Origin of the sequence: Nostoc sp. 'Peltigera membranacea cyanobiont' 213 (assembly GCF_002245975.1) — a bacterium.
Taxonomy (GTDB): Bacteria; Cyanobacteriota; Cyanobacteriia; order Cyanobacteriales; family Nostocaceae; genus Nostoc.
In genome coordinates this window covers 1-13,929 of the sequence record NZ_NOLI01000034.1, presented here as the reverse complement: position 1 = coordinate 13,929, position 13,929 = coordinate 1, and the positions used below count along the sequence as shown (strand labels likewise).

The 13,929-nt window shown below is 40.2% G+C and carries 12 protein-coding genes, 2 pseudogenes and 2 riboswitches; of the genes and pseudogenes, 9 read left to right on the top strand and 5 right to left on the bottom strand.

Features of this window, described 5'->3' with window-relative positions; all coding sequences use genetic code 11:
- Positions 1 to 45: 45 nt before the first annotated feature.
- Positions 46 to 2,079 (bottom strand): magnesium chelatase ATPase subunit D, encoded by a 2,034-nt coding sequence (bchD, locus tag CDG77_RS12170; protein WP_094329629.1) that lies wholly within the window; start codon positions 2,077 to 2,079, stop codon positions 46 to 48.
- A gap of 91 nt (positions 2,080 to 2,170) precedes the next feature.
- Between bchD and CDG77_RS12165 the strand changes: the two genes are divergently transcribed.
- The 3 genes from CDG77_RS12165 to rnc all read left to right on the top strand — a co-directional run bounded on the left by CDG77_RS12165 (position 2,171) and on the right by rnc (position 4,223).
- Complete coding sequence (locus CDG77_RS12165; RefSeq protein WP_094329628.1) at positions 2,171 to 2,758, top strand: Uma2 family endonuclease; 588 nt, start codon at positions 2,171 to 2,173, stop codon at positions 2,756 to 2,758.
- A gap of 43 nt (positions 2,759 to 2,801) precedes the next feature.
- A complete protein-coding gene (locus CDG77_RS12160; protein WP_094329627.1) occupies positions 2,802 to 3,410 on the top strand; it encodes a hypothetical protein in 609 nt (202 codons plus the stop codon).
- 132 nt (positions 3,411 to 3,542) lie between these two features.
- Positions 3,543 to 4,223, top strand: a complete 681-nt coding sequence (gene rnc / locus CDG77_RS12155) for a ribonuclease III (RefSeq protein ID WP_094329626.1) — start codon at positions 3,543 to 3,545, stop codon at positions 4,221 to 4,223.
- Between the two features lie 58 nt (positions 4,224 to 4,281).
- On the opposite strand, the gene CDG77_RS12150 is transcribed toward rnc, so the two are convergent.
- Complete coding sequence (locus CDG77_RS12150; RefSeq protein ID WP_094329625.1) at positions 4,282 to 5,472, bottom strand: sensor histidine kinase; 1,191 nt, start codon at positions 5,470 to 5,472, stop codon at positions 4,282 to 4,284.
- A 417-nt stretch (positions 5,473 to 5,889) separates the two neighbouring features.
- Positions 5,890 to 6,102: riboswitch (cyclic di-AMP (ydaO/yuaA leader) on the top strand.
- 97 nt (positions 6,103 to 6,199) lie between these two features.
- Here CDG77_RS12150 and CDG77_RS12145 point away from each other — a divergent pair.
- The 6 genes and pseudogenes from CDG77_RS12145 to CDG77_RS12115 form a co-directional block, all read left to right on the top strand.
- A pseudogene (locus CDG77_RS12145) lies at positions 6,200 to 6,598 on the top strand (nitrate ABC transporter permease); the annotation flags it as partial.
- 2 nt (positions 6,599 to 6,600) lie between these two features.
- Positions 6,601 to 6,978, top strand: a pseudogene (locus CDG77_RS12140) (twin-arginine translocation pathway signal protein); the annotation flags it as partial.
- 154 nt (positions 6,979 to 7,132) lie between these two features.
- On the top strand, positions 7,133 to 7,993 hold the full coding sequence (locus CDG77_RS12135) for an ABC transporter ATP-binding protein (RefSeq protein ID WP_094329624.1): 861 nt from the start codon (positions 7,133 to 7,135) through the stop codon (positions 7,991 to 7,993).
- Positions 7,994 to 8,031: 38 nt separating this feature from the next.
- A riboswitch (cyclic di-AMP (ydaO/yuaA leader) is annotated at positions 8,032 to 8,146 on the top strand.
- 176 nt (positions 8,147 to 8,322) lie between these two features.
- Complete coding sequence (locus tag CDG77_RS12125; protein WP_094329622.1) at positions 8,323 to 8,943, top strand: universal stress protein; 621 nt, start codon at positions 8,323 to 8,325, stop codon at positions 8,941 to 8,943.
- Positions 8,944 to 9,476: 533 nt separating this feature from the next.
- Positions 9,477 to 10,784 (top strand): amino acid permease, encoded by a 1,308-nt coding sequence (locus CDG77_RS12120; protein ID WP_094329621.1) that lies wholly within the window; start codon positions 9,477 to 9,479, stop codon positions 10,782 to 10,784.
- A gap of 61 nt (positions 10,785 to 10,845) precedes the next feature.
- Positions 10,846 to 11,391, top strand: a complete 546-nt coding sequence (locus tag CDG77_RS12115) for an RNA 2'-phosphotransferase (RefSeq protein ID WP_094329620.1) — start codon at positions 10,846 to 10,848, stop codon at positions 11,389 to 11,391.
- Positions 11,392 to 11,723: 332 nt separating this feature from the next.
- Here CDG77_RS12115 and CDG77_RS12110 read toward each other — a convergent pair whose 3' ends face one another.
- From CDG77_RS12110 to CDG77_RS12100, 3 genes are all read right to left on the bottom strand, one after another.
- Positions 11,724 to 12,455: a restriction endonuclease subunit S gene (locus tag CDG77_RS12110; RefSeq protein ID WP_094329619.1), complete on the bottom strand. Its 732-nt coding sequence runs from the start codon at positions 12,453 to 12,455 to the stop codon at positions 11,724 to 11,726.
- A gap of 60 nt (positions 12,456 to 12,515) precedes the next feature.
- On the bottom strand, positions 12,516 to 12,893 hold the full coding sequence (locus CDG77_RS12105; RefSeq protein ID WP_190233963.1) for a restriction endonuclease subunit S: 378 nt from the start codon (positions 12,891 to 12,893) through the stop codon (positions 12,516 to 12,518).
- A gap of 112 nt (positions 12,894 to 13,005) precedes the next feature.
- On the bottom strand, positions 13,006 to 13,824 hold the full coding sequence (locus CDG77_RS12100) for an NADPH-dependent oxidoreductase (RefSeq protein WP_094329617.1): 819 nt from the start codon (positions 13,822 to 13,824) through the stop codon (positions 13,006 to 13,008).
- Positions 13,825 to 13,929: the final 105 nt, after the last annotated feature.

The following is a 13,929-nucleotide window of genomic DNA, read 5'->3' as shown; positions in this document are numbered from 1 at the left end:
GTTTGTAGAAAAGCAACTGACAAATGACAAATGACAAATGACTAATTATCTAGATTTTAAATCAGCGATCGCACCTTTGGTCATAGCAGCAATAGCTTGATCTGTCGCTTTTGGCAAATGATAATATTTACCGCCTGCTGTTTGCGATAATTCCTTGGCAAAACCAGTAGACACAAATTTACTTTCCGTATCAATTACTAATAGTTGCATCCCCAAAGCCCGAATTCTCGCAGCAATTTCTAATAATTCTCCTTTGATATCTGGCTTTTCTCCTGGTTCTAGCTGTTCGCCCAAAGAACGCGCTAAGGGAATATTACCCCGCCCATCGGTGATTGCGACAAGGACAACTTGCCCAATATCTCCACTCATCTGGGCATTTAAGCCGACGCGCACAGCTTGAGTTAAACCATGTGCTAAGGGCGAACCCCCACCACAAGGCAACCTTTCCAAACGGTTACGCGCTAAGGCAATAGAACGTGTTGGAGGCAATAAGACCTCTGCCTGTTCTCCTCGGAAGGGAATCAATGCTATTTGATCGCGATTTTGATAAGCTTCTGTTAAAAGTTGCATCACCGCACCTTTAGCCGATTGCATTCGATTCAGGGCCATTGAGCCAGAAGCATCTACCACAAATACTACCAACGCCCCGGCTTTGCGTACCAGGCGTTTCGAGCGAATATCAGGCTGTTCTACAATAACTTTTCTATCTGGTTGTCTTTCTCTGCGTGCTTTTTGATAAGGGGCAGCTGCTCTCAGGGTAGCATCTACTGCAATGCGTCGCGCTTTCCCTTTGGGCAACATTGGCTTAATATAACGTCCCCTGTCATCGGAAAAGATGACACTGCGACTACCCGATTTACCTTGCCGCTTCGCCATTTGAGTAAAGTAAAGCACGTTGTCATCAAGGATTACCCCTTCTGGATCAAAGATAAACTCTTCCGGGATGCTGGGGGGTTCTTGCTCTTGATTTTCTTCCTGTTCTTCCTGTTCTTCTTGTTCCTCTTCAGATTCGTCTTGGGGTTCTTCTTGATTCTGTTGTGGCGGCGGTGGAGGTGGTGGCGGTGCTTGATCGGGTGGCGGTGTCTGCACAACTGTGGCGCGTGGTACAATTACCAGTTCTACAGCCCGGCGCAAATCTTCAGCATTAACTGTTGTCCGTCCCTCTAAAGCCGCCGCAGCTTTGGCCACCCGCGTGGCGAATAACTCGGCGCGATGTCCCTGAACTCCTCCGCGAATGGCCTCATCCACTAAGTAGGCAATTTGTTCGTGGGTGATGATGACTTCTTTTAACCATTCCCGCGCCAAGATAATTTGGGTTTTGAGGGAGTCTAAGTCTTCGTTGTATTGCTTGAGAAAGTCTTGAGGAGATTTAGAATAAGCGATCGCTTGCTCTACTGCTTCTACTCTTTGATCTAAGCCGAGTACACCGTCAGCAGAAAGTGCGATCGCAATTCTATCTAGCAAATGCTCCCGTAATCCGCCTTCTTCGGGATTATAGGTGGCAATAAATAGGGATTTGCACGGATGCTGAAAACTAATCCCTTCCCGTTCTATCTGGTTGCGTCCATCAGATAATACTGTTAGAAGCTGATTTGATATTTGGTCATCTAATAAATTAATTTCATCTACGTACAGTACACCCCGGTTTGCTGTAGCGAGTAATCCAGGCTGAAAAATGGTATCACCTTGTTTTACGGACTTTTCCACATCCACTGAACCTAATAGTCGGTCTTCAGTGATACCTAGAGGAATTTGCAAAAAAGGCGCAGGGATAATTTCGACGGGCACATCTTGAATATCTTTGTCTGCGTACTCCGCCAATAATTGATCGTCCCATTCTTCTGGGTGATTGGGGTCGCAGTTGCTGATTGAACCTTTGACAACTTCAATGGGTGGTAGTAGAGCGTGGATAGCACGAGCCATTACAGATTTTGCCGTACCACGACGACCTGCGATCGCCACTCCCCCTAAACCAGGATCAACGGCTGCTAACAGCAAGGCTAATTTAATTGCTTCTTGACCGACTACGGCAGTCAAGGGAAAAGCAGTGATTGTAGGATTAATGGTAGGCGCAGGCATTGTTTGCTTTCATAGCGAGTCTCGGCCTTTAGCATACCAATTTCTGGCACATTTAGAATAAGTATTATGGCAATGAGAGAAAGGTAAGGTTATGAGTATTGCTCAGGCTAAACGCTTCACACTGGATGAATACCACAGGCTTGGAGAATTGGGCTTTTTCCATGAAGATGACCATATTGAATTAATTAATGGAGAAATTATTCAAATGGTAGCCAAAGGTACAGCCCATGAAACTTGTTTAAGAAAACTGTTGAAGGAACTCCCCAAAATACTGGGAGACAAGGCTACTTTGCAATCTCAAGCCCCGATTGCTTTACCGCCTAATAGCGAACCTGAACCAGATTTTGCGATTGTTCAAAACCGTGCTGATGATTATCTGTCGGCTCACCCTAAACCTGCTGATGTGTTATTGGTGATGGAAGTTTCCGATTCTTCTTTAGCTTATGACCAAGATGTGAAAATCCCTCTTTATGCTAAAGCGGGTATTAGTGATTATTGGATATTTAATTTATTCGATAATTATTTGGAAGCTTACAGTGAACCATATCAGGATAATCAAGGTAGATATGGTTATTCAAATAAGCGAATTTTATTGTCAAATGAAGTAATAAATTTTCCCTGCTTCCCTAATTTATCTCTTGATTTAGCTAAGGTGTTTCCGCCAAAGCTGATTTTTTAAACTTTGTTATAGGATTCAGTCATAAGACAAAGGAGTAAGTTTTATGGCTTATAGTGATTTCAAACTTGTTGAAATTATTGATTCTTTTGGTTTAGTTATTCACGAGTCATCTGGACTATTTGCAAGCGTACAAGAGCAAGAATGTAGTGATTTATTAGCTACTATTCTTAGGGAGAATGTAGATTTAGCAGTAGCTATCAGTACAGAAAAAGCTCGAAGCGAAATGATAATTAGTCCAATTTTACTAGAAATTAGACGTAAATTTAATTATGAAATAAGCTTTTTTTCAGGAGTTGATTTTACTGTTGATAGTCAACGAGGATTAAACGGTTTTTGTGATTTTATTTTAAGTCTTTCTTCGGAGCAGTTGCTTGTGCGTAGTCCGGTAATTATGTTAGTAGAAAGTAAAAATGAGAATTTGAGGTCTGGTTTAGCCCAATGTATTGCCGAAATGGTAGCTGCTCAGTTATTTAACGAAAGAGGTGGAAATCAAATAAAAGCTATATATGGTGCTGTGACTATCGGTACGATCTGGCAATTTCTAAAACTTGAAGGTAATGTAGTTTCGATTGATTTGAGTGAATATTATATTCAGGATATTAAGAAAATTTTAGGTATTTTGTATAGTGCGATCGCGCACAATAAGGTATAAATTCTTTAAAAGTTAGAATATTATTTAAACTATTGAAAATAGTATCATATACCTTAGCAGACGGTTGAGACAGTAATCAAATTTTACGTAAACTTAGGGTAATTAACTCCTCTAGGAATTGGAAACAGAAAAATGTACGAACTTCCAAAATTCGATAATTCAACACTTCGAGATCAAGCGCTTACTCACCGTTCTTATGTTAATGAACATCCCACAAGCAAGCATAATGAACGCCTAGAGTTTCTCGGTGATGCTCTACTTAATTTTTTAAGTGGTGAATATCTCTATAAGAAACACCGAGAAAAGGGAGAAGATGAATTAACTCGTCGTCGTTCTGCACTAGTAGATGAGAAGCAATTGGCAAAGTTTGCTGAAGATTTAGAACTAAATTCCAAGATGCGACTAGGGAATGGTGCTATTCGAGATGGAGGCCGTCAAAATCCTAATTTACTTAGCAGTACCTTTGAAGCAATCATTGGTGCTTATTATGAGGATAAAGAGTTCGATATTAAACCTGTTCGTGATTTTGTAAAACAGTTCTTTGATTCTGTACCTGAGAATAATGTTGTGTCTCGCTCTAATATAGACTCAAAAAATCGCTTTCAGGAATGGGTGCAAAGCAGAGGTATCACTACTCCCCCCAAATATAATACAAGACAAATAGGTGGTGAATCTCACACACCAGAGTTTTTAGCTACAGTGTTTATGGGTGAAGAAGAGTTCGGCGAAGGTAAGGGACGCAATAAGAAAGATGCAGAAAAAGCTGCTGCTGAGGATGCACTAGCTAACTTGGAAAAACAAGGATTGTTGTAAAAATGTTTTTTGATTTCACGCAGAGGCGTAGAGAAGAATTTTACATCTTGGCACGAAATCAACTCTCTATTTCTAAAGGCAAAATTACCGTGAAGGTAGAACCAACACCTACCTCAGAAACTAGGTTAATTTCACCTTGTAGTAGTTTCACCAACCGCGAAACGATCGCTAACCCCAATCCTGTACTATCGGGTAGATAAGGACGATCGCTAGAACTAACCCGAAAGTAGGGTTCAAATATCTGGGCTTGGTTTTCTGGTGCAATGCCAATTCCAGTGTCAGAAACCGCGATCGCACATTTCTGGTTCTCCAACATCTGACACATTATAATAATAGTCCCCGACTCTGTATAGCGAATTGCATTACTAATAAGATTTGTAACAATTTGTTGATATTGAAAAGGATCTGTGATCAGTTCTTTGGGAGCGCGATCGCAATCTACTACGACTTTTAAATTTTTCCCAGCAGCTAAAGGTTCCAACATTTCACAGATATTATTGATTAATTCACGCACATCGGTAGGCGCTAGTTGGAGTTTTATCTGCCCTGCTTCATATCGTGAAAGTTCTAATACATCGTTAATTAGGTGGAGTAATTGTCTACCGTTGCGTAGTACCCTCTCAATATGTTCTAAATTGGCTGAGGTATCTTTTATCCGTGTCTTTCGTCGTTGTTGGCGTAAAAACAGATCCGAGTAACCAATAATAGAAGTTAGGGGATGTTTCAATTCGTGGGCTAGTTGCGAAAGATACTCTTGATTGGCGCTAATTAAGCGCGTAAGTTCCTCATTATGAAGCGTTAGTGATAACTGCAACTGCTGTAATTCTCGCAAGCGTTCGTCAACATAACTCTTAAAACACCGAGCGATCGCTTCGTCTATAATAGCGTCAATCAAACGCATGGAACGAATTATCTCTATAGGTGTTCCCCCTAATAAATCTGCTTGTAGAGCATCAAATATTACTGTTCGCAGCAAATGATATTCTCTGGCAATTTCTCCTGGATCGTAACCTTGTTCCGCTCGAATAGCTCCATGCTGAAAACTGGCAGTAACTATGGACTGAATATCATTATCCTGAGATTTTGAAAGCACTGTTACCATTGCTTGTAAAACATCAGGGATGTGATCCTTTACTGCTGTATAAGATAGGTCCTCAGCACTTTCAATCCGTCTATCCTTGCGAACTGCTGCAACCCATTTCTCAATGATGGTGTCAGTTTTTTCAGCCAGTACTTGACTAAAATCCATTATGTTAAATTCAGCTAGGAGATAGATGAGCAAACTTCCATATTCAATTAGTTTAGCGAGTGCAGTGGATTTTTACCAAGTTTAGGAATTTAATTCACCTACCAAAAGTAATAGATTCTAAATGTTTTTTATTTGCTGGTTAACTAACCTCATATAAAACTCCCTCAGTATAATCCAGCTTAAAATTAAGAAATATTAATTAAACACGTAACAATCTTTATGCTTGACTAGACTATATTGTTTAGCTTTCTGGGCAAGGATTTCACTCAAAATCCAATTATAAATATGTATTATAATTATTACCATGAGTTAAGTAAAAACCTTTAATTACAGCATAAAATCTAACTTTACTTATCATAAGATAGATGGCTTTTACTGAGAATCGATGTTATATTGTCCATAATTTAGCAATCCATTAGAGTAAGTCAGCCTAATTCAGCGTGTTACAGTCCATAACGCTGGAGCGGAGGAACCAAATTGTGGGGCGTATCTCATAGAAAGTGAGGAGTTGAGAGTGAGAAGTGAAGAGTTAACTCAGAACTCAGCACTCGCTACTCAGCACTTTAAAAAGAAGGGCATCTCTCAGCCCTAGCCCGTCAGCTAACTTCGTAGGCATTGGGAGGAGACTGAAGAGACGGCATTTTTACGATGTTCCGATCTCATCGGTGTCCAAGGCTGGTACTGCTCGGATTTTTTGTACCTGCACTTAAATCTGTTGAGGTCGTAAATGATATTTCAATTAAATTTTATTGCGATCGCAGCGATCGCAACACAAGCGGCCTGGAAAAAGACAAAACCTGTCATCCTCAGAGATGTATTCATTTTACCTGTATTGGGCTTCTTGGGAATAATTGTGCTGTGGTGGATTATTGCACTTGCCAATCATGAATTGATGCCCACCCCACCAGAAGCGCTAATCGCTAATCTGGACTACATCTTAAATCCCTTCTACCAAAGAGGCCCTGGCAACTTGGGAATTGGTTGGTTGTCGATCGCAAGTCTGCGTCGGGTATTACTGGGTTTTTTGTTAGGTGCGGTAGTAGCGATTCCTCTGGGTTTTCTCATTGGGATGTCCAGACCGGCAATGTTAGCCCTCAATCCTATCATTCAAATTTTTAAACCTGTATTGGTAAAGACCGCACCATCAAAGCTGCTGACACCACGATTTTCTTCGATATTCCTGACAACCTTCCCAAACAGCCAGGAGAACACTCAACATTCTTATGGAGATCGAGAAGTCTCTGGTTGATGACACAAGCAGCGCGGTGGGGACAAATTAAGGAATTTCCTAAAAATGCCGATAAACTAGCCGACCAGGGCTGGAGAACAGATTTATATCGGGAGATAGCATCTGAAATGGGCATCAAATGTCCCAAGGATGATTACAAGGTCGAACCACCAGAAGTATTTATAGATAAGAAAGGCTTCGACCCCAGCGATCCTGTGGGCTATCTGAATAGTTTTGCTATCAGGGCTAATGCTCCCACTAAATTTTACATGTCTTAAGCTGTCGTGCATTTAATTTGCACAACTATGGTATTTATGTTGTCCAACCCACAAAAGATTTACTTTTTGGAGAATGCAAATTAAAGCAATTTTAGCTGAAATGCTAAGTTCAAATATTGACTGATGACTAAATAATTTCGGGAGCATTTTGATGATGGAATATACCTCATTACCTATTAATACCCAGACCGAAGTTCTACCCCATCCTGGATTTTTAGAAATTGAAAATTTAGTCAAGTCTTATCCGACACCTGATAAAGATAACTTTGTCGTTTTAGATGGGGTTAATCTAACGATTGGTGAAGATGAATATATTTCTGTAATTGGTCACTCAGGTTGTGGAAAATCAACCCTACTAAAGATAGTAGCTGGTTTAGAAAAAGCCACATCAGGCTCAGTCCGGCTCAATGGAAAAGAAATTCGTCAGCCAGGAGCCGAAAGGATGATGGTATTTCAGAACTATTCGCTGTTACCTTGGTTAACAGTCCGAGAAAATATCCGTTTAGCCGTGGATGAGGTGTTAAAAAATGCTAATAAGTCTGAAAAAATTAGCATTGTAAATCAACACTTGGCAATGGTAAACTTGACGGCGGCGGCTGACAAATATCCTGATGAAATATCTGGAGGGATGAAACAACGAGTAGGTATTGCCAGAGCTTTAGCAATTCGTCCTAAAATGTTGCTGATGGATGAACCTTTTGGGGCACTACATGCACTAACTCGTGGCAAATTAGAGCAGCAGGTATTGGATATTTGGGAAAATAATCGTCAAGCAGTGATGATGATTACCCACGATGTAGACGAAGCAATTTATATGTCCGATCGTATCGTCTTGATGACCAACGGCCCAGCTGCTAGTATAGGAGAGATTTTAGAAGTTCCTTTTGAGCGTCCCCGCGTTAGCGAAGCTCCTCTGAAAGAGGCTCGCGCCGCCATGCGAAACTCAAAAGAATATTTTGAACTCCGCAACCACGCCTTAAATTTTCTCGATCGCTATTTTACCCAAGACGAGTAAATTAGATTATCATTTTTTTTAGTGGGTAGCCTAATTCAAATTCATGAAAGCTGAATTTGGAACGGAGGAACCAATGTTTGGGGCTAATCTTACGAGAGACACCTTCCAGTCTTAGCCCGTCAGCTAACTCCGTAGGCAATGGAAGGAACCCCCAAGACTTTGGCTGTAATACAGTTATTATTGGGGTTTCCTTGACTGATTTCAGATTTGCAATTTTGGTTATCGTCACTCAATCTAAAATCCAAAATCTAAAAATCTAAAATTCGTCCCCCTGCTTCTCATTGTTAATTCATTTCATTGGGAGAAGTAAAGCTGTGCAAATCAAGCCAATGTTAGCACGTCTGCAAAGTGCCACAGGTCGAGATGACTTAATTGAACAAATGGTACTGCTGCCAGAACCAAAAAAACCTTTTTCTAAAGAAACTAAAAAAGCAAAACCAGTTAATTTAATTGTTGCTTATGACGCATCTCCTAATAGTCATACGGCACTAGATATTGCTTTCTGGATTGCCCATCAAACCCGTTTAGCTACTAATGCAGAAGTGACAGTTCAAGCTGTTTATGTGTTAGAAGATAATCAAAGCAATCAATATTCAAATATTTTGAGTTTTCCAACACAACAGTCTTCATTAGAATGTCAAATTAGTGAAGTATCAAACTCTATCACACAGGTATTAACTCAACCCAAATTGCAGACAGTGGTAACTCCCCTGCAACAAGCAGATATAATTCTCTGGCAAGCCCGGAGTCTGGCTGAAGAATGGCAGGGTTCTTTCAAATCTCATTTGCGATTTGGCTGCATTTCTACAGAACTTCACAAAGTTGTTGAATCAGAAGCTGCCGATATTCTGTTTCTAGGTTGCAACTCTGTCAATCATCCGATGATTGAAGCGTTAGGTTCTAATTTTCCCTGTGCTGTTTTAGGTATTCCCAGTTGTATTGATGAATAATCGCTGTTTAAAATTACGGTAATTTTAGTCATAGAAAAGTCACCTAAAAGTAGGTGGCTTTTTTAGATCCTACATTCCGCAGGTTGCTCAACAAAGGAGATAATATTTCTGACAAGCAGAATCAAGAAACTCTAGTATAAACTTTGGTTCATGAGTGAGGTTAGAAATAAGCTTGACTTCAGAAACGACAACTAGATGAACAGCTTGAAAACATTGAAAAATCACGCTGTGCGTCCTTACCAACCTATTTATAAGCTAAACCACATCTAGTTTGCATATCTAAAATTTTTATAACTCTTGTGGGGTGGGCATCTTGCCTGCCCTCATTATGCAATTTAAATGTGGAACAGCTTATCAACTTTAAAGCAAAATAGTATAAGCCTCTTGGCGTTAGTATAAAATATTTGATTACGCTCATGGGGTAATAGACAAGAAAGCGATCGCCAAAAATGCTGGCAAAACCTAAAATCAGGGTTTTTGTGAAGAATATTTACGTATGTTAATATTGCTTGGTTTAGGTACGGATATTCAGTATGGTTCCCATAAAGACTGTTCTCCAAGATTCAGAGCAAGTCAATCGCTTGTTTTCTCATCTCGAATTTGATGGAAAAAAGCTCAATCATCAACCGGGTAGTGTATTGGGAAGTACTGCATTGATTGCGGGAACCACTGTTGGGGCAGGGATTCTCGCTCTACCATCTGTCACCATGCCATCTGGGATTGTGCCATCCACATCTGGATTGATTGCTGTTTGGCTCTACGCTTTAGTTTCCGGGTTATTGGTTGCAGATGTTACTTTAAATACGATGCGAACAGAAGGGCGTGCAAGTATCGGTTTTTTGGGAATTGTTGAGAAAATCCTTGGTAAAATGGGAGCGCGAATGGCAGGCGGCGCATATTTATTCATGCATTATGCTCTTTTGGTGGCATACATTACCGAAGGTGGAGAGATTTTAGCTTATGCGGCAGCAAAAATCGGAGGTGTACATATATCTACGTGGATGGGCACAACAACTTTCACGTTTTTATTTGGTGGCATTATGTATCTTGGACGAGAAAAGTTTATTGAAAAATTAAACAGCGCCTTTGTCGGAATTGTCATCGCTTCTTTCTTGGGATTATTGTTTTTGGCGAGTAGACATATTCAGAGTACCCAACTGCTATTTCAAAATTGGAGTGCCCTTGGTAGTGCCATTTCAGTCATGTCTGTGGCGCTATTTTTTCAAAACGTTGTGCCTCTGGTTGTAACCCAACTCGAAGGGGATGCCCGCAAAATTCGTCAGTCTATCTTTATGGGTTCTGTGATTCCTCTAATTATGTTCTTGGCATGGAATGCCGTAATTTTAGGAAGCGTCACTCCCGATATGCTACATGGCACTGCTGACGGTAAAACTGTTATCGATCCATTGCAAATTCTCCGAGCAGGTGGGGCAGGAGAATGGTTAGGAGTGCTAGTATCCATTTTTGCAGAGTTTGCGATCGCTACATCATTCATCGGATTTGTCTACGGTTTGCTTGATGTATTCAAAGATATTTTCTCCACCGCACAAAGTAAACTTTCTAGTCGTCTCCCCTTATATTCCCTGGTTCTTTTCCCTCCAATGACTCTGGGAACGCTCAATCCCAGCATCTTTTTTACTGCTCTAGATTACACTGGAACGTTTAGTATTTCAGTTCTGGGTGGAATTATTCCAGCGTTAATGAGTTGGAAGCAACGTCAAGAACAAGAAAATTCAGATAGTACAAATCAACCACTCGTGCCTGGTGGGAAGGTGACGCTGATTGTGATGATTGGAGTGGCATTAGCGATGATGGGAAGACAAATTTTGTCAATTTACTAAAAACATTAATGTAATATTCTTGATATACACTTGTAGTATAGTCTTTGCCAACCACAATCTTATGAGTGATACTCGCCTCGTCAAAATCAGCAAATATCTCAGCAAATATCTGCGACACACACCAGATGCAATTGGAATTAAACTTGCTCCCGGTGGTTGGGTTGCTGTTGATGAACTACTTACCGCTTGTGCTAAAAACAAGTTTCCCATTACCCGTCAGGAATTAGAGGTGGTAGTTGAATACAACGAGAAACAACGCTTTTCTTTTGATTCTACAGGTACTCTAATTCGTGCTAACCAAGGACATAGTGTAAAAGTCGATTTACAGTTAGAACCTGTTACTCCCCCAGATCGGCTTTATCACGGTACGGGACGCAAATCTGTAGAGTCAATTTTGCAAACAGGACTTTGCAAAATGTCACGACATCATGTCCATTTATCGAAGGATATTGCAACAGCGCAAACTGTTGGTGCAAGACATGGAAAAGCAGTGGTTTTTGCTGTAAATGCTGCGGCAATGTATCAGGCGGGTTATATTTTTTATTGTTCTGCTAATGGTGTTTGGTTAGTAGATTGTGTGCCACCTGAGTATCTACAAAGAATTTGAATTTTAATAGTTGCTTATGATTGGTTGTATGGTTGTATGCGTAATTAAGCAAAATACAGTTTCATTTATTATTTGATTCAATAAAGAGAGCAGTAGAGCTATTTTTTTGTGTAAAATACAATTATGCGACTAGGATTAAAATAGTTAAGTTTAGAGGATGTTTGAAAAGTCCTCTTCTTGGTAGCAAAACGTTTTAGATCCCCCTAAATCCCCCTTCAAAAGGGGGACTTTGATTCCGGTTCCCCCCTTTTTTAGGGGGGGTTAGGGGGGATCTAAAGTGCCTAAAGTCACAGCGAAACACTTTTCAAACAACCTCTTAGGTACATAGAAGATTATTCAAATGCTTCGCGCAGGACGGTTTGCATGAGGTCTTCTGCGAGTTGTTTTCGGTGTTTGATTTGTTCTTCCAGTTGGTCAATTATTTTCATCAAATAATCAACTTTTTCAACGATCGCTTTTTGTTCGGCAAGCGGAGGAAGGGGAAAACAAAAACTTCGTAATTTAGTTGCGTTAATATTGGATTGTCCTATTGCATCACTCTTAACTGTATTACACCATTCTCTATGAAGTTGAGAATTCATCACATAGTTAGCATATTGAAAACTTATTGACAAAAGCATTCTATAGCGAACCAAATAACCTGCGTAGATCATCTTTTCATCACAAAGAAACAGAGATGTTTTTCCTACCAATTCACGACTATTTGTTCTGTTAAAGAGTAAATCACCATAATATAAGGCATATTGCTGTATTTCTTTTTCATCATTTGTATATACTAAATCTGTTAAATCAACTAATCCATTTTGTAAATTACCCATTCTTAAAACTGGGACTTTACCAGCTTTAAGTGATTTAGAGCTTGATCCATATTCAAAACCCTCTGCAATTTCTATTAAGCGACACCAAACCCAACTATCAGGTAAAGAAAATGGAATTTCATCAGGTTGAATTTCGGAGAGGGGTTTTTCTTTTTTGAGTTTTCCGTCAGCAATTAATTGTTGTTTTTCGGCTTTGATTTTGGCTAGGAGTGCGGCTGCATCGGTATCTGGGTTGCCTTTTTGCATTGGATTGCGATCGCGCCATTCTGCCGTAAGTTGCCCTGCGATCGCCTCTTGTAAAATCGCCTATTTCAGTTGAGAAATATATTTTTCTTGCTTATTATTTTCTCTAATAGAATTAATGGAGAAATCATATATACTAAACAATTTATCTGATGCGGCGTAAATTTTTTCTGGTAAATTATGCGTTTTTTTGCTAATAAACTTCTTTACAAGAAAGCACTCTAAACAGTAGTTCAAATAAGAAACTATTTGATTTTGTTCATTTATAGAAGGACAAATGAAGGGAATATTTCTTATTTTGCTTTGATTAATAATTGGTAAAGGTGATTTAAAACTATCAGCTAAAATCAAATTTCGATTTGCTAGAAAATAATAATAAGCATATTCAGGAATAACACTTCTATTAAATTTTATACCAGTTATTTGTTGATAATTATCCATTTGTGGGACGGGCAAGATGCCCATCCCCAATTATTAGGACGGGCAAGATGCCCATCCCACAAGAAAATTTGGGATATTTTTTTAATTGGAAGTCCCTTACGTAAGTCGTGTTCTAGAGTAACTTGAAGCCGAGTTGATTGAGAGCTTCCCGCAAGCGATCGCGTCCTTTCAATGACTCAACAGTGGCGATCCTTTGGGCTGAGTGTTCTGACCAATCACCAGCAACATTCATCTGTTGTTCAGTATAGAATTCTTTGATGATGTCGTTGTAATGAGCGATCGCTTCTTCTCGATCCGCCAATTTATAAGTTTCGCGGTGCAGCACAGCTGATTGTGGCAACCTTGGCTTAATCGCTGCTTCTACCTCTGGATTTGGATAGCCTACACATAACCCAAATACGGCAAACACAGAGGAAGGTAAATTTAATATCTCTGCTACCTCTTTCGGGTGGTTGCGGATTGCGCCGATATATACTGTTCCTAAACCGAGTGACTCGGCTGCGGCTGTTGCGTTTTGTGCCGCCAAAGCTGCATCAACTGTTGCCGTCAAAAACATTTCCAAATATTCCAGCGCATCATGAGATATGCCGCGACTCTCAGCAACGTAACTTAGACGCGCCAAGTCTGCTAACCAAACCAAGAATAAAGGAACCTGTTTAATATGTGCTTGGTTCCCCGCTAATCTAGATAACTCCTCTTTGCGTTCTCGATCTTCGACTGCTACCACACTCCAGGTTTGCAAATTAGAGGAAGTAGAGGCAGATTGGGCAGCTGCAATTAGTAACTCCAGAGTCCCTGGTGGTAAAGGATCGGATAAATAAGACCGGATGGAACGGTGAGATAATAGTGTTGTCAGAGAATCATTCCATTGTTCGGGATTGAAGGGAATTTCACCGTAGCGCGATCGCAGTAGTTCTGTAGGATTAGTCATAATCAACTCCCAGATTTTCAGATATTTTATTCTGTAGAGGCATATAGCGTTTCCTAATCATACAAAGTACATCATAGCCCCCTCATCGCTTGCGGGGAGGGGGTT